The organism is Paracoccus sp. S1E-3, from assembly GCF_013868135.1.
Classification (GTDB): Bacteria; Pseudomonadota; Alphaproteobacteria; order Rhodobacterales; family Rhodobacteraceae; genus Paracoccus.
Map to the genome: position 1 here is coordinate 1,908,668 of NZ_JACEMU010000004.1, position 14,092 is coordinate 1,922,759.

16 protein-coding genes are annotated in these 14,092 nt (G+C 62.3%); 8 read left to right on the forward strand and 8 right to left on the reverse strand.

Translation table 11 applies throughout. The features are described 5' to 3' along the window. Positions 1 to 32: 32 nt before the first annotated feature. From dnaQ to H1S04_RS09485, 3 genes are read right to left on the reverse strand one after another with little or no spacing between them, the layout of a single operon-like run. On the reverse strand, positions 33 to 746 hold the full coding sequence (gene dnaQ, locus H1S04_RS09475) for a DNA polymerase III subunit epsilon (RefSeq protein ID WP_181745236.1): 714 nt from the start codon (positions 744 to 746) through the stop codon (positions 33 to 35). After that, entirely contained in the window at positions 739 to 1,338 is a 600-nt protein-coding gene (gene coaE, locus H1S04_RS09480) for a dephospho-CoA kinase (RefSeq protein ID WP_181745237.1), read from the reverse strand. The genes dnaQ and coaE overlap by 8 nt, the downstream gene beginning before the upstream one ends. Beyond that, positions 1,335 to 2,195 (reverse strand): shikimate dehydrogenase, encoded by an 861-nt coding sequence (locus tag H1S04_RS09485; RefSeq protein WP_181745238.1) that lies wholly within the window; start codon positions 2,193 to 2,195, stop codon positions 1,335 to 1,337. Before H1S04_RS09485 ends, coaE begins: the two co-directional genes overlap by 4 nt. A gap of 368 nt (positions 2,196 to 2,563) precedes the next feature. On the opposite strand from H1S04_RS09485, the gene H1S04_RS09490 reads away from it, so the two are divergent. From H1S04_RS09490 to H1S04_RS09520, 7 genes are all read left to right on the forward strand, one after another. Next, the gene (locus H1S04_RS09490; RefSeq protein WP_181745239.1) at positions 2,564 to 3,010 is read left to right on the forward strand and encodes a CopD family protein; all 447 of its coding nucleotides are present in this window, start codon (positions 2,564 to 2,566) and stop codon (positions 3,008 to 3,010) included. 138 nt (positions 3,011 to 3,148) lie between these two features. Continuing rightward, positions 3,149 to 4,420, forward strand: a complete 1,272-nt coding sequence (gene rho, locus H1S04_RS09495) for a transcription termination factor Rho (protein WP_181745240.1) — start codon at positions 3,149 to 3,151, stop codon at positions 4,418 to 4,420. Positions 4,421 to 4,426: 6 nt separating this feature from the next. Next, on the forward strand, positions 4,427 to 5,686 hold the full coding sequence (mnmE, locus tag H1S04_RS09500) for a tRNA uridine-5-carboxymethylaminomethyl(34) synthesis GTPase MnmE (RefSeq protein ID WP_181745241.1): 1,260 nt from the start codon (positions 4,427 to 4,429) through the stop codon (positions 5,684 to 5,686). Positions 5,687 to 5,698: 12 nt separating this feature from the next. Next, positions 5,699 to 7,537: a tRNA uridine-5-carboxymethylaminomethyl(34) synthesis enzyme MnmG gene (gene mnmG, locus H1S04_RS09505; RefSeq protein ID WP_181745242.1), complete on the forward strand. Its 1,839-nt coding sequence runs from the start codon at positions 5,699 to 5,701 to the stop codon at positions 7,535 to 7,537. Then, positions 7,537 to 8,130 (forward strand): 16S rRNA (guanine(527)-N(7))-methyltransferase RsmG, encoded by a 594-nt coding sequence (gene rsmG / locus H1S04_RS09510; RefSeq protein WP_181745243.1) that lies wholly within the window; start codon positions 7,537 to 7,539, stop codon positions 8,128 to 8,130. Before mnmG ends, rsmG begins: the two co-directional genes overlap by 1 nt. Further along, positions 8,123 to 8,902 carry a ParA family protein gene (locus H1S04_RS09515; protein WP_181745244.1) on the forward strand — a complete coding sequence of 260 codons (780 nt, stop codon included), beginning with the start codon at positions 8,123 to 8,125 and terminating at the stop codon, positions 8,900 to 8,902. The genes rsmG and H1S04_RS09515 overlap by 8 nt, the downstream gene beginning before the upstream one ends. After that, positions 8,899 to 9,783 (forward strand): ParB/RepB/Spo0J family partition protein, encoded by an 885-nt coding sequence (locus tag H1S04_RS09520; protein ID WP_181745245.1) that lies wholly within the window; start codon positions 8,899 to 8,901, stop codon positions 9,781 to 9,783. The genes H1S04_RS09515 and H1S04_RS09520 overlap by 4 nt, the downstream gene beginning before the upstream one ends. Here H1S04_RS09520 and H1S04_RS09525 read toward each other — a convergent pair. Genes H1S04_RS09525 through rph form a run of 5 tightly spaced genes read right to left on the reverse strand, consistent with a single transcriptional unit; the run spans position 9,780 to position 12,969 of the window. Further along, positions 9,780 to 10,133 carry a YbaN family protein gene (locus H1S04_RS09525; RefSeq protein ID WP_181745246.1) on the reverse strand — a complete coding sequence of 118 codons (354 nt, stop codon included), beginning with the start codon at positions 10,131 to 10,133 and terminating at the stop codon, positions 9,780 to 9,782. The genes H1S04_RS09520 and H1S04_RS09525 overlap by 4 nt on opposite strands. After that, a complete protein-coding gene (gene hemW / locus H1S04_RS09530) occupies positions 10,133 to 11,284 on the reverse strand; it encodes a radical SAM family heme chaperone HemW (RefSeq protein WP_181745466.1) in 1,152 nt (383 codons plus the stop codon). The genes H1S04_RS09525 and hemW overlap by 1 nt, the downstream gene beginning before the upstream one ends. Further along, on the reverse strand, positions 11,284 to 11,658 hold the full coding sequence (locus H1S04_RS09535) for a RidA family protein (RefSeq protein WP_181745247.1): 375 nt from the start codon (positions 11,656 to 11,658) through the stop codon (positions 11,284 to 11,286). Before H1S04_RS09535 ends, hemW begins: the two co-directional genes overlap by 1 nt. Further along, entirely contained in the window at positions 11,651 to 12,262 is a 612-nt protein-coding gene (rdgB, locus tag H1S04_RS09540; protein WP_181745467.1) for an RdgB/HAM1 family non-canonical purine NTP pyrophosphatase, read from the reverse strand. The genes H1S04_RS09535 and rdgB overlap by 8 nt, the downstream gene beginning before the upstream one ends. After that, entirely contained in the window at positions 12,259 to 12,969 is a 711-nt protein-coding gene (gene rph / locus H1S04_RS09545; protein WP_181745248.1) for a ribonuclease PH, read from the reverse strand. Before rph ends, rdgB begins: the two co-directional genes overlap by 4 nt. Before the next feature lie 62 nt (positions 12,970 to 13,031). On the opposite strand from rph, the gene hrcA reads away from it, so the two are divergent. Next, positions 13,032 to 14,087 carry a heat-inducible transcriptional repressor HrcA gene (gene hrcA / locus H1S04_RS09550; RefSeq protein ID WP_181745249.1) on the forward strand — a complete coding sequence of 352 codons (1,056 nt, stop codon included), beginning with the start codon at positions 13,032 to 13,034 and terminating at the stop codon, positions 14,085 to 14,087. Positions 14,088 to 14,092: the final 5 nt, after the last annotated feature.

Sequence of the window (14,092 nt, forward strand, 5' to 3'; positions counted from 1 at the left end):
CAACCGAAGCATCGCCGCAGGGCCGGACAAGATCAACCTTTGCCGCTATAGCGGAGCCAGATCGCCTTCTCGCCCATGCGCGCGATCAGTTCGGCATGGGCGCTGCGCTCGGCTTCGGTCAGGCGGGGCGGCAGCGGGGCCGGGCGCGGACGGGCCTGCCCGCGCGGCTGCTGGACGGCATCTGGATCGGTGTTGCGCTGCGGTTCGGGCGCGGCCAGCACCAGATCGGGCTGCCGCCCGCCGATCAGTTCCAGATAGACCTCGGCGAGGATTTCGCTGTCCAGAAGTGCGCCGTGCAGCGTCCGCGAGGAATTGTCGATGCCGAAGCGCCGGCACAGCGCATCCAGCGAGTTCTGGGCGCCGGGAAACTTGTCGCGCGCGAGCGCCAGCGTATCGAGTGCCCGCGACCAGGGAAGCTGGGTCTTGCCGATCATCTTCAGCTCGGCATTCAGAAATTTCATGTCGAAGGCGGCATTGTGAATGACGAGCCGGGCGTCATCGCCGACAAAGGCGATGAATTCGGCCGCCACATCGGCGAAAAGCGGCTTGTCGCGCAGGAATTCGTCTGTCAGGCCATGGATGGCGACGGCTTCGGCGGGGACCTCGCGCTGGGGGTTCAGGTATTTGTGGAAGGTGCGGCCGGTGGGCAGGTGGTTGAACAGCTCCACCGCGCCGATTTCGACGATGCGATCGCCCTGCGCGGGGTCGAAGCCGGTGGTTTCGGTGTCGAGGACGATCTCACGCATCTTGTCGTTCCAGAATTTCGGCACATATAGCGCTGACGGCCGCGCGTGCACCAGCCAGCGTGTCGGTGGGAATCACCCAATCGGCGAGGGCGCGCTTTTCGGCATCCGGCATCTGGCGCGACAGGATCATCGCAAAGGTCTCGGCCGTCATGCCCGGTCGGCCCATGACCCGCTGGCGCTGGGTTTCGGCATCGGTCGAGACCACGGCGACCCCGTCCATCTGAGCCTGACCGCCGGTTTCAAACAGCAGCGGAATATCCAGAACGACGATTTTCGCGCCGTTTTTTCTGGCATTTTCAATGAATTGACGGCGATCTTCGGCGACCAGCGGATGCACGACAGCTTCCAGTCGCCGTAACGCCCCCGGATCGGCGGCGAGTGCCGCCTTCAGCGCCATACGGTCGATGGCCTGATCCTTGAGCGCGCCGGGAAAAGCGGCGCTGACAGCGCCCACTGCAGCGCCACCCGGCGCATAAAGACGGTGAACGGCCGCATCGGCATCCCAAAGCGGATGTCCAAGGTCGGTGAACATCCGCCCCGTCGTCGATTTTCCCATGCCGATCGACCCGGTGAGGCCCAGGCGGAAGGTCACAGCACCGCCTGCCGCAGTTCCGCGTCGACCTCGGGCCGGCGACCGAACCAGCGTTCAAAGCCGGGGGCGGCCTGATGCAGAAGCATCCCGAGCCCGTCAACGACACGGCAGCCGCGCGACTGCGCTTCGAGCAGGAAGGGGGTCATCAGGGGGGTATAGACGAGATCGGTGACCAGCGTGCCGGGGCTGAGCGCATCCAGTGGCACCCGCAGCGCCTGTTTGCCCACCATTCCCATCGACGTCGCATTGACGACGGTGGTGGCCCCTTCCAGCATATTGCCGGCCTGCGCCCAGTCATAGACCACGACCTTGGCGCCGAATTCATTCCTGATCTGCTCGGCCCGCAGCTTGGTGCGATTGGTGATGCGCAATTCCGCCACCCCGCTCTCCAGAAGCGAGGCGACCACCGCACGCGCCGCGCCGCCCGCGCCGATCACCGCCGCCGCACCCTGATCGGGAAGCCAGTCCGGCGCGTTCTGGGTCAGGTTGGCGATGAAGCCGTAACCATCGGTATTGTCGGCGTGGATCTTGCCGTCTTCACGGAAGATCAGGGTGTTCGCTGCGCCGATCAGCGCCGCGCGGTCGGTGACGATATCGGCGATCTCCAACACCGCCTCTTTATGCGGAATGGTGACATTGACGCCGACGAAACCCATGCGGGGCAGGCTGTGCAACACCTCGGCGAGGTTTTCCGGGCGCACCGGGATCGGAATGTAATACCCCGGAAGCCCATAGCGCCGCAGCCAATGGCCGTGCAGCGCCGGCGAGCGCGAATGCGCGATCGGCCAGCCAATCACACCTGCCAGGGGTGCATGCGCGACCTGCGGCTCGGGTGGGGGAGAACTATCCACGGTCATGCCTCTTGGATAGCTGCAGGGCGAGGCCGTGGGAAGTCAAAAGCGGCTGCCTGACGCTTCGGCAAGGGGCGAAACTGTGGATAAGCGCAGGGACGGAATCCGGGACGATTTGGCGTGGGGACAGGCGCCCGAAACGGAAGCAGAACGGCGGCCTTTCATCCACAGGGGAACGAGTTTCCGCGATCTGTGCACATCTTGTGGATGGATTTCCGGTCTTCCTTTATAATATTGATCTTAAATGGTTATATGGCTTCCGGGGAGGGCCGGATCTGTGGATAAAAGTCGGATTTTTCCGATATGCCGCTATCCACAGGCCCTACAAACATCATCATCTTTCTATCTTTCCTATTAAGATTTAAAGAATGGTCATGTTCGATTTTCTGGCCAGCCTGTATCCTTGGACCAAGTCCCTTCATGTGATGGCCGTGCTGTCCTGGATGGCGGGGTTGTTCTATCTGCCCCGACTGTTCGTCTATCATGCGGAACGCGGCGATAATGACGGTGAGCCGGCTGCATCGTTCCGCATGATGGAAGAGAAGCTGCTGCGGATGATCATGAACCCGGCGATGATCGTATCGTGGATCTGCGGTATTGCGCTGGTGCTGACACCGGGGATCGTCGACTGGTCGATGATCTGGCCCTGGACCAAAGGGGCTGCGGTGCTGGCGATGACGTGGTTCCATATGTGGCTTGCCGGTCAGCGCCGCGCGCTGGCAGCGGGCCGGGGCCTGAGCGGGCGCAGCTATCGGATGATGAACGAGCTGCCGACGCTGCTGATGGTGATCATCGTGATTTCGGTGATCGTGAAATTCTGAGATTCTGTCGATTCCCTTGGGAAGTTGACTCGAATCGGCTGTCCCGCTATGGGGCGGGTAACGATCCGGCCGTCCGGTGCGGATATTTTCCATGACAATCGTGATATGCCTGCCTCGCAGGCGTGAATTGGTGATGCAATGAGCGAAGAGCGTTTGAATCTGGCCGACCTGAAGGCGAAAAGTCCCAAAGATCTGCTGGCAATGGCAGAAGAATGGGAGATCGAGAACGCCTCGACCATGCGCAAGGGCGAGATGATGTTCTCGATCCTGAAGGAGCATGCCGAGGACGGCTATGATATCGGCGGCGATGGGGTGCTGGAGGTCGTCCAGGACGGCTTCGGCTTTCTGCGGTCGACGGCGGCCAACTATCTGCCGGGGCCTGATGATATCTATGTCAGCCCCGAGATGATCCGGCAGCACAGCCTGCGGACCGGCGACACCGTCGAAGGTGTGATCCGCGCGCCGGGTGAGAATGAGCGCTATTTCGCGCTGACCAAGGTCGAGAAGATCAATTTCGAGGATCCCGAGCGGGCCCGCCATAAGGTGGCCTTTGACAACCTGACGCCGCTCTATCCCAATGAGCGGCTGAAGATGGAAATCGAGGATCCGACGCTGAAGGATCGTTCGGCCCGGATCATCGATCTGGTGGCGCCGATCGGGAAGGGGCAACGCTCGCTGATCGTGGCGCCCCCGCGCACGGGTAAGACGGTGCTGCTGCAGAACATCGCCCATTCGATCGAGAAGAACCATCCCGAGTGCTACCTGATCGTGCTGCTGATCGACGAACGGCCCGAAGAAGTGACCGATATGCAGCGTTCGGTTCACGGTGAGGTGGTGTCCTCGACCTTCGACGAGCCGGCGAGCCGGCACGTCGCCGTGGCCGAAATGGTCATCGAAAAGGCGAAGCGTCTGGTCGAGCATAAGCGAGATGTTGTGATCCTGCTGGATTCGATCACCAGACTTGGTAGGGCATTCAACACGGTTGTGCCCAGTTCGGGCAAGGTTCTGACGGGTGGTGTGGATGCCAATGCGTTGCAGCGGCCGAAGCGCTTCTTCGGTGCCGCCCGGAATATCGAGGAGGGCGGTTCGCTGACCATCATCGCGACGGCGCTGATCGATACCGGCTCGCGGATGGATGAGGTGATCTTCGAGGAGTTCAAGGGTACCGGCAACAGCGAGATCGTGCTGGACCGGAAGGTCGCGGACAAGCGGGTGTTCCCGGCAATGGATATCCTCAAGTCCGGGACCCGAAAGGAGGAGCTGCTGGTGGATGCGAAGGACCTGCAGAAGACCTATCTGCTGCGCCGCATCCTGAACCCGATGGGGACTACCGATGCGATCGAGTTCCTGATCTCGAAACTGAAGCAGACGAAGAACAATGCCGAGTTCTTCGAGTCGATGAACGCGTAATGTCGCATGGCCACGATCTTTGCAGAAGCGACGCCGCCCGGTCGGGGCGGCGTGTCAATTGTCCGGCTGAGCGGGCCGGCGTCGCGGCAGGTGGCCGAGGATCTCGCCGGCCCACTGGCTGAGCCGCGTTATTGCTATTACCGCTCGATTCGCGATGGCGATGACCTGATCGATCGCGCCCTGGTGGTGCGGTTCGACGCGGGGGCGAGCTTTACCGGCGAAGACAGCTGTGAGTTTCACTTGCACGGCGCGCCTGTGGTGGTGAAGCGGTTGGAAGCTGCGCTTCGGGCTCGTGGCGTGCGACGCGCCGAAGCGGGCGAGTTCACACTGCGGTCCTTCGCCTCAGGCCAAATGGATCTGGCCGAGGTCGAGGGCTTGTCGGACCTTCTGGCAGCTGAAACGGAAGCGCAGCGGAAGCTTGCCGTGGAGGCGAGCACAGGCGCGCTTGGTCGGCTGGCGGAGGGCTGGCGCGAGGGGCTGATCGAGGCCGGGGCGATGATTACCGCCTCCATCGACTTTGCAGATGAGGAGATTCCGGAGGAGGTCGCCGCCGACGTCTGGAAGGGCATTACGGAGGTGCGGGCGTCGATTTCGGCCGAGTTGGCCGGATTTCCGGCGCGGGAGAGGTTGCGGCATGGATTCGAGGTGGCGCTGGTTGGGGCACCGAATGCCGGAAAATCGTCCTTGATGAACGCGATTGCACGCAAGGATATCGCGATTGTCACCGAGCAGGCGGGTACAACTCGCGATGTGGTTGAGTTTCGGGCCGAACTGCATGGGCTGCCGGTCATCTTTCTGGATACGGCCGGCATCCGTCCGACAGAAGATCTGGTTGAAGGGATTGGCATTGACCGTGCGCGCGACCGTGCTGGCGCAGCGGATTTGCGGATTTTCCTGGGACCGATCCCGGATGAGGCGGCCGACCTGGTGCGCCAGGGTGATCTGCTTATCGAGAGCAAGGGCGATCTGACTGGTGCGCCGGGGGCGATTTCAAGCCTTACCGGGGACGGTGTCGACGCGCTGCTGGATCGGGTATTTGACTTCCTGCGTGGGCGGATGGCAAGATCCGGGGTCGCAAGTCATGCACGACAAGCAGAGGCGATGCAGGCGGCGGCGGATGCTTTGGACGTTGCGGCGGACATGTCCCCTGAACTGATGGCGGAAGCGCTGCGCGAGGCCTTGCATCACTTGCAGCGGCTGGTTGGCAAGATTGACGTTGATGACTATCTTGATCGGGTCTTCAGCACCTTCTGTGTCGGCAAATAGGGAACGTTTCACGTGAAACATTTTGATGTGATCGTCATCGGCGCGGGGCATGCCGGCACCGAAGCTGCTGCTGCGGCGGCGCGGATGGGAAAGCGGGTTGCTTTGGTGACGATGTCGCAGCGCGATCTTGGCACGATGTCCTGCAATCCGGCAATTGGCGGATTGGGGAAAGGGCATCTGGTGCGAGAGATCGACGCCATGGATGGCCTGATGGGGCAGCTGGCCGATGCTGCCGGGATCCAGTTCCGGCTGTTGAATCGCCGCAAGGGGCCGGCAGTCCAAGGCCCGCGCACGCAGGCGGATCGAGAAGCGTACCGAGCGGCCGCCAATCGGGCCGTGGCCGCCATACCTGGCATCGAACTTATTCTGGGCGAGGTAACGGACCTTCTGATCGCCGGGACGCGTGTTGAGGGGATCATGGTGGGCGAGACCCGTATTTTCGCCAGTCGGGTTATTTTGACAACGGGGACGTTCCTGAATGGTTTGATCCATATCGGCGAGGAAAGCCGCCCGGCCGGCCGTTGGGGCGACGGGGCATCGTCGCGACTGGGCGCGGTTATTCGTGATCTTGGCCTGCCCTTTGGCCGGTTGAAGACTGGCACCCCGCCACGTCTGGATGGGCGCACGATTCGCTGGGATATCTTGGCCGCGCAGCCGGGAGACGATGAGCCCGAGCTTTTGTCGTTCATGTCGACATCGCCAACGTTGCGTCAGATCAGTTGTGGCGTCACGCACACAAATGCCGAAACGCATGAGATCATCCGGAAGAATCTGTCCCGCTCAGCCATGTATGGCGGCCGGATTGAAGGGGTGGGACCGCGCTATTGCCCGTCGATCGAAGATAAGATTCATCGCTTCGCCGATAAGGATTCGCACCAGATATTCCTGGAACCGGAAGGGCTGACCACCGATGTCGTTTATCCGAATGGAATTTCGACGTCGCTGCCGGCGGATGTCCAGGAGGCCTATATCCGATCCATTGTCGGCCTGGAGCAGGCGACGATCCTGCAGCCCGGCTACGCGGTCGAATATGACTATGTCGATCCGCGCGCGCTGGATCGCGGGCTGCAATTGCGCGAGGTCGAGGGCTTGTATCTCGCCGGCCAGATCAACGGCACGACCGGCTATGAGGAGGCTGGCGCCCAAGGTATGGCTGCCGGCCTGAACGCGTCGAGTGATGAGCCGGCGCATTTTTCCCGTACCGATTCCTATATCGGCGTCATGATTGACGATCTGACGACCCGTGGCGCGACAGAACCCTACCGCATGTTTACCTCACGCGCGGAATACCGCCTGTCCTTGCGCGCGGACAATGCGGATCAGCGATTGACGCCCAAGGCGCTGAAATTGGGTTGCGTCGGTGAAGCGCGCAAGCAACATTTCAGCGACAAGATGGCCAAACTCGGACATGCACGGGCCGATCTGGAAGCGCGCAGCTATGGTCCGAAAGCGCTCGATGCAGCCGGAATCGCGACCGGTCGGGACGGCCGCCGCAGATCAGCGTTTGAACTGCTCGCCGGTGCAGATGTTGATATCGAAACGCTGATGGCGATCGATACGACATTTCCAACGCTTGACGCGGAGACCCGCAAACAGACGAAGATCGACGCGACTTATGCGCAATACGAAGATCGGCAGCGCCGTGAGGCGTTGGCGCTGAAGCGGGACGAGCAGGTGGGACTGCCGCGCGATTTTGACTATTCCGCGCTTTCCGGCCTGTCCAAGGAGCTACAGGGGAAACTCGCCGCCACCCGTCCCGATACCATCGCGGCCGCCGCACGGATCGAAGGCATGACGCCGGCAGCCCTGTCTCTGCTCATCGCGTCGAGTCGACGGGCGAGCCGTGTATAATGGATGTTTCACGTGAAACAGAGGCGCTTTTGCTGCGCTATGAGAACCTGATCCACAAGTGGAACCCTACCATTAACCTTGTCGCGGCCGGAACCTTGGCGGAAGTCCATCAGCGTCATATCGAAGATTCAGCGCAACTCTTTCGATTTGCGCAACCGAAATCCGGAAAATGGCTGGACCTCGGCAGTGGTGGTGGCCTGCCCGGAATCGTTATTGCCATCTTGGGTCGCGACCTGCCGCTTCCCGTCGTGCTGGTCGAGAGTGACCGGCGAAAATCCGCCTTCCTCTCCACCGTCCGGAGGGAACTCAACCTTCCCGAGGTGACGATAAAAGCCCAGAGAATTGAGCAGCTTGAATCCGGAGAATTCAATTTCGTCAGCGCGCGCGCGCTTGCTCCCCTCCGCGACCTTCTTCCGATGATTTCGCGTCAGCTTGCCAGTGACGGGGAAGCGTGGCTATTGAAGGGGCGATCCTGGCAGCAGGAGGTCGAGGCCGCAAAAGCGGACTGGTCATTCGACATCGAGACATATCAAAGCGTCACCGACCCGGAATCGGTGGTCCTGAAACTGAGGAAGATCGAGTTCAATGCCTAACGCAAAGGTCATTGCCATCGCCAACCAGAAGGGTGGCGTTGGAAAAACGACGACTGCTGTCAATCTCGGCGCCTGCCTCGCGGGGAGGGGGCATCCGACGCTGATCATCGATCTCGATCCGCAGGGAAATGCGTCGACGGGCGTCGGTTGCCCGGTGAAGGGTCGCAACGCGACCTCCTACGATCTTCTTGCCGGGCGCCATGATCTGGCTGAGGCAACCATGCCCACCAGCGTCGATAATCTGTCGCTTGTCCCTTCGACGCCGGATCTCAGCTCTGGCGATATCGACTTTGCCAACCGGCCCGAACGTATCAAGTTGCTCAAGTCCGTCCTTAGCCATTCCAACGGGCATGACTATATTCTCGTTGACTGCCCCCCGGCTTTGGGGCTGCTGACGGTCAATGCGCTGGTGGCCGCAGATGCGGTTCTGGTGCCGCTGCAGGCCGAGTTCTACGCGCTGGAGGGGCTTTCCCAATTGCTGATGACCGTTCGGGAAGTCCGCCAGGCGGCCAATCCCGATCTGCGCCTCGACGGCGTGGTCCTGACCATGTATGACGGCCGGAACAACCTGTCCCAGCAGGTCGAGGCTGACGCGCGTGCAACCTTGGGCGAGTTGGTCTATGATACCGTCATTCCGCGCAATGTCCGCATTTCCGAAGCGCCCTCACACGGTCTTCCTGTCATTTCCTACGATCCCAGCTCCACCGGCAGCCGTGCCTATACCGCCCTGACCGATGAATTTCTCGCCCGACAGAAGGATATGCGCCAATGAGCCAGAACAAACGCAGCAGCCTCGGTCGCGGCCTTTCGGCGCTGATGGCCGATCTGCAGACCGATGAAATCGCGCCGGCTCGCGAAGGTGCGCAGCGCGAAGGGACGCTGATGGTTCCGACCGAGCAGATCGCGCCGAACCCCGATCAGCCGCGTCGCGTTTTCGACCAGACTGCATTGTCGGAACTCGCCGATTCCATTCGCACGCGTGGGGTGATTCAGCCGCTGATCGTGCGCCGGCATCCGCAGGATACCAATATTTACCAGATCGTTGCCGGCGAGCGCCGCTGGCGCGCGTCGCAGATCGCCCAGGTCCACGAACTTCCGGTGATAATCCGCGATTTCAGCGATGCCGAAATGCTGGAAGTCGCCATTATCGAAAACATTCAGCGCGCCGATCTGAATGCGATCGACGAGGCGGCCTCCTACCGGCAGCTGATGACCCGGTTCGGACATACGCAGGAAAAACTGGCAGAGGCGCTAGGCAAAAGCCGCAGCCATATCGCCAATCTGCTGCGCCTTCTGAATCTCCCCGACCAGGTGCAGGAATGGGTGCGCGAGGAGAAGCTGTCCGCAGGACATGCGCGCGCGCTGGTGACTGCTGAAAACCCGACCGCGATCGCGCGTCGCATCATCGACAAGGACCTCTCGGTGCGCGAGGTCGAGTCGCTGATGCGCGAAAAATCCACCAAACTCGCCAAACCGCGCAACAGTCGCGAAGCGGATGCCGATACGCGGGCGTTGGAGGGCGATCTCACAGCCACGCTGAAAATGCGCGTGCAGATCAAGCACGCCGGCACGGATGGCGGCCAGCTGGTCATCACCTACAAGGATCTCGATCAGCTCGACCGTCTGTGCCAGATCCTCGCCGGGAATGCTTAAGTTTCAGGGCGGGTCAGGATGAACAGGGCGATGGTCGCCAGGATGGTCGCCTGCACGGCGACCGCCTGCGGAGGCACCCCCAGGGCAAGCGAGATCGCCACGCTTCCCGACATCGCCACAACCGACAGAACCTTCGCTCCGCGCCGTATCGCACCGCGTTCCTGCCAGCGGCGAATGTCGGGACCAAAAACCGGATCTGCCAAAAGCCGCTGGCGCAGCCGCTCAGACGATCGCCCGAATGCCCAAAGCGCCACCAGCAGGAAGGGCACGGTCGGGACGATCGGCAGAAACGCGCCGATCAAGGCGCAACCGACGGCAAGCCAGCCGATCCCAAGATAGACAAGGCGCATCAGCCGGCCATCTCACGCAGGACGTAATTCAACAGCGGACGCCCGGCCGAGGTTGCGCGCGCCCGCTCGTCGTTGAGGTCCAGCAAGCCATCCTCAACCAGCCTGGCCGTGCGTCGTGTATCCAGCCGGCCACCCTTGGCACGATAGCGTCGAAGGTCCATTCCTTCTGTCAGCCGCATCGACATCAGCAGATATTCCGACGCAAGATCGTCGTCCGTCTGCAGCTCATGTTCGATATCTCCATTGCCGTTGCGATCAACCAACGCCAACCACCGGCCCGGAGTTCGCTCTGCGACCGTCGCCACACGGCCTGAAGGCAGCGACAGCCGGCCATGCGCGCCCGGACCCAACCCCGCCCAGTCCCCTTGACGCCAATAGATCAGATTATGCCGCGACTCCTTGCCGGGTGCCGAATGATTCGATACCTCATAGGCGGGCATTCCGGCGGATGCTAAAATATCCTGCGTTTCCATATACATATCTGCAGCCACATCGTCCTCCGGCAGGCCGCGCAGGTGACCGGCGGCATGCCGCGCGCCAAATACCGTGCCATCCTCAATGGTCAGCTGATAAAGCGACAGATGGTCCACGGCCATGGACAATGCCTCCTTCAACTCGGCGCGCCAGGCGCCCGGATCCTGATCCTGCCGGCCATAGATAAGATCGAAGCTGACACGTTCAAAGCAGCTGCGCGCAAGGTCGAAGGCCGTGCGGGCTTCGGCCACGCTATGCATCCGCCCCAGCCGGCGCAGGTCCGCGTCATTCAGTGCCTGCACGCCCATGGACAGTCGGTTCACCCCGGCCCCGGCATAGCCGCGAAAGCGGCCGGCATCGACGCTTCCCGGATTGGCCTCCATGGTAATTTCCATGTCATTGGCGAAGGTCCAGGCGCCCCGCGCGGCCTCCAGCACGGCAGCCACGGTTTCGGGCGCCATCAATGAGGGGGTGCCACCGCCAAAGAAAATGCTGTTCAACACCCGGCCCGGAACCATCGCGCCCAAACGGGCGATTTCGGCGCGATAGGCTTCGGCCCAGCGCGCCTGATCGATCGAGGTCGCGACATGGCTGTTGAAGTCGCAATAAGGACATTTCGACGCGCAAAATGGCCAGTGGACATAAAGCCCGAAGCCGCCATTTTGCCAGTCTTCGATCATTCTTTCAGCGCTGTAACTTCGATTTCGACTTTCATCTCGGGCTTGATCAGGCCCGCGACCACCATCGTCGCCGCAGGCCGCACATTGCCCAGATTCGCACCCAGAACGGGGGCAATGGTATCCACCATTGCGGCGTCGGTGAGGGTATATTGCACGCGCACGATATCGGCGAGGTCGAAACCCGCCTCGTCCAGTACGCGAGAGATCGTGACAAAGCAGTTCTGCGTCTGCTCGGTCACATCTTCAGGCATCGCCATGGTCGCATAGTCATAACCGGTCACGCCCGAGATGAAGCACCACGGCCCCTTCACGACGGCCCGGCTATAGCCCATCACCGCTTCGAACGGCGATCCGGTCGAGATCCTATGCAAAACTCGCCTCCAGCATCTTCGCCACCGCAATCGCCCGGTGGCTGATCTTGTTCTTCGCCTCGGCGTTCATTTCACCCAACGTGATCGCGTGTCCGTCCGGCACAAAGATGGGATCATAGCCGTGACCTTCAAGACCGCGCGGCGGCCAGGCGACCTGACCGGGCAAGACGCCCTCGAAAACCTCGTCATGCCCGTCCGGCCAGGCCAGAACCAGCGTGCAGCGGAACTGCGCCCTCCGGGGGTAGGGGGCGGCAACGGCTTCCAGTTCGCGCCAGGTGCGCGCCATCGCCATGCCGAAGTCGCGGCCATTCCCGATTTCGGCCCAATCGGCGGTATAGACGCCTGGCGCGCCGCCCAGGGCATCGACGCTTATGCCGCTGTCATCCGACAGCGCCGGCAGGCCGGTCGCCGCCACGGCGGCATGGGCCTTGATCCGGGCGTTGCCGACGAAATTGTCCTCGGTCTCGACCGGCTCGGCCAGCCCAAGCTCGGCCGCGCCGACCACCTCGACGCCGTAGGGCGCCAGCAGCGCCCGCATCTCGGTCAGCTTGCCGGCATTATGCGTCGCGACCAGCAGCTTCTTGCCCTCAAAGCGGCGCATCAGATGGCCGCCTTCTGCGCGGCCACCAGTTCCGCGACGCCCGCCTCGGCCAGGTCCAGCAGCGTCCCCATCTGCTCACGGCTGAAGGTCGCGCCTTCGGCCGACATCTGCACCTCGATCAGCCGGCCGGCGCCCGTCATCACGAAATTGCCGTCTGTGCCGGCTTCGCTGTCTTCGGCATAATCCAGATCGACCACCGGTTGGCCGGCATAGATCCCGCAGGACACCGCCGCCACATGGTCGATCAGCGGGTCCGAGGTCACCAGACCGGCCTCGATCAGCTTGTTCACCGCCAGCCTCAGTGCCACCCAGCCGCCGGTGATCGAGGCGCAACGCGTCCCCCCATCCGCCTGAATGACATCGCAGTCGACGACGATCTGCCGCTCGCCCAGGGCACGCTTGTCGACACCGGCGCGCAGGGCCCGGCCGATCAGCCGCTGAATTTCGACCGTGCGGCCGCCTTGCTTGCCGGATGCGGCTTCGCGCCGGTTACGGGTGTTCGTCGCCCGCGGCAACATGCCGTATTCCGCTGTTACCCAGCCCTGACCGGTTCCGCGCAGAAACGGGGGGGCCTTTTCCTCGATCGAGGCGCTGCACAGCACATGGGTGCCTCCGACCTTGATCAGGCAGGACCCCTCGGCATGCCGCATGACGCCAGTCTCGATTGAAATCGGCCGCATTTCGCTTAAGTTTCTGCCCGAGGGACGCATTGGATATCCTTTCCTGGTTCGGCGCCCCATTACAGGCCAGCAAAGGACGGACGCAAGCCCGCATGACCATCCGCCACCTGCTCGACGAACTCAATGACCGCTCGCGCGAAGTGTTTCGCCGGGTGGTGGAAATCTATCTGCAGACGGGCGAACCCGTGGGCTCGCGCACGCTGACGCAGGGCATGTCGGAACGCGTCAGCCCCGCCACCATCCGCAATGTGATGCAGGATCTGGAACTGCTCGGGCTGCTGGAGGCGCCCCATGTATCGGCCGGGCGGCGCCCTACGCAATCCGGGCTGCGCCTCTTCGTCGATGGGCTGATGGAGGTCGACCCCGTCGCCCCTACCGACCGTGAACGGATCGAACAGACCCTCGGCAGCGGTGCGCCTGATGTCGGGGCGCTGCTGGACCGGGTTGGCGGCGCGCTCTCCTCGATGACCCACGGTGCCAGTCTGGTGCTGACGCCCAAGCACGAAGCTCCGATTCGCCATATCGAATTTGTCAGCCTCGCCCCCGACCGGGCGCTGGTGGTGCTGGTCTTTTCCGACGGTCAGGTCGAAAACCGCCTGTTTACCCCGCCCGCCGGCCAGACCCCGTCCTCGATGCGTGAGGCCGGCAATTTCCTGAACGCCCTGGCCGAGGGCCGAACCCTGTCCGAGTTGCGCGCGCAGGTGGCCCGTGACATCACGACGCGCCGTCAGGAGCTGGACAGTCTTGCCGCCGATCTGATCGAGCAGGGCTTTGCCAGCTGGGAGAGCGGCGCCAGCGATGCCCGCCTGATCGTGCGCGGCCGCGCCAATCTGATCGAGACCGAAGCCGCGGATCTCGACCGCATTCGCGAACTGTTCGACGACCTAGAACGCAAGCGCGACATTGCGCAGTTTCTGGACCTGACCGAAGGCGGCGACGGCGTGCGCATTTTCATCGGTTCCGAGAACAAGCTTTTTTCACTTTCGGGTTCCTCTCTGGTGGTTTCTCCCTATATGAACTCCGACCGGAAGATCATTGGCGCGGTGGGCGTGATCGGACCGACGCGGCTCAATTACGGGCGCATCGTTCCGATCGTCGATTACACCGCGCAGCTGGTCGGGCGTGCGCTGTCCGGCCTGAAAGGATGAAGACG

Coding starts and splice junctions, on each gene's coding strand:
- dnaQ (WP_181745236.1), bottom strand. CDS start 746: ATGCGTGAGATCGTCCTCGACACCGAAACCACCGGCTTCGACCCCGCG.
- H1S04_RS09485 (WP_181745238.1), bottom strand. CDS start 2,195: ATGACCGTGGATAGTTCTCCCCCACCCGAGCCGCAGGTCGCGCATGCA.
- H1S04_RS09490 (WP_181745239.1), top strand. CDS start 2,564: ATGTTCGATTTTCTGGCCAGCCTGTATCCTTGGACCAAGTCCCTTCAT.
- rho (WP_181745240.1), top strand. CDS start 3,149: ATGAGCGAAGAGCGTTTGAATCTGGCCGACCTGAAGGCGAAAAGTCCC.
- mnmE (WP_181745241.1), top strand. CDS start 4,427: ATGGCCACGATCTTTGCAGAAGCGACGCCGCCCGGTCGGGGCGGCGTG.
- rsmG (WP_181745243.1), top strand. CDS start 7,537: ATGGATGTTTCACGTGAAACAGAGGCGCTTTTGCTGCGCTATGAGAAC.
- H1S04_RS09515 (WP_181745244.1), top strand. CDS start 8,123: ATGCCTAACGCAAAGGTCATTGCCATCGCCAACCAGAAGGGTGGCGTT.
- H1S04_RS09520 (WP_181745245.1), top strand. CDS start 8,899: ATGAGCCAGAACAAACGCAGCAGCCTCGGTCGCGGCCTTTCGGCGCTG.
- H1S04_RS09525 (WP_181745246.1), bottom strand. CDS start 10,133: ATGCGCCTTGTCTATCTTGGGATCGGCTGGCTTGCCGTCGGTTGCGCC.
- rph (WP_181745248.1), bottom strand. CDS start 12,969: ATGCGTCCCTCGGGCAGAAACTTAAGCGAAATGCGGCCGATTTCAATC.
- hrcA (WP_181745249.1), top strand. CDS start 13,032: ATGACCATCCGCCACCTGCTCGACGAACTCAATGACCGCTCGCGCGAA.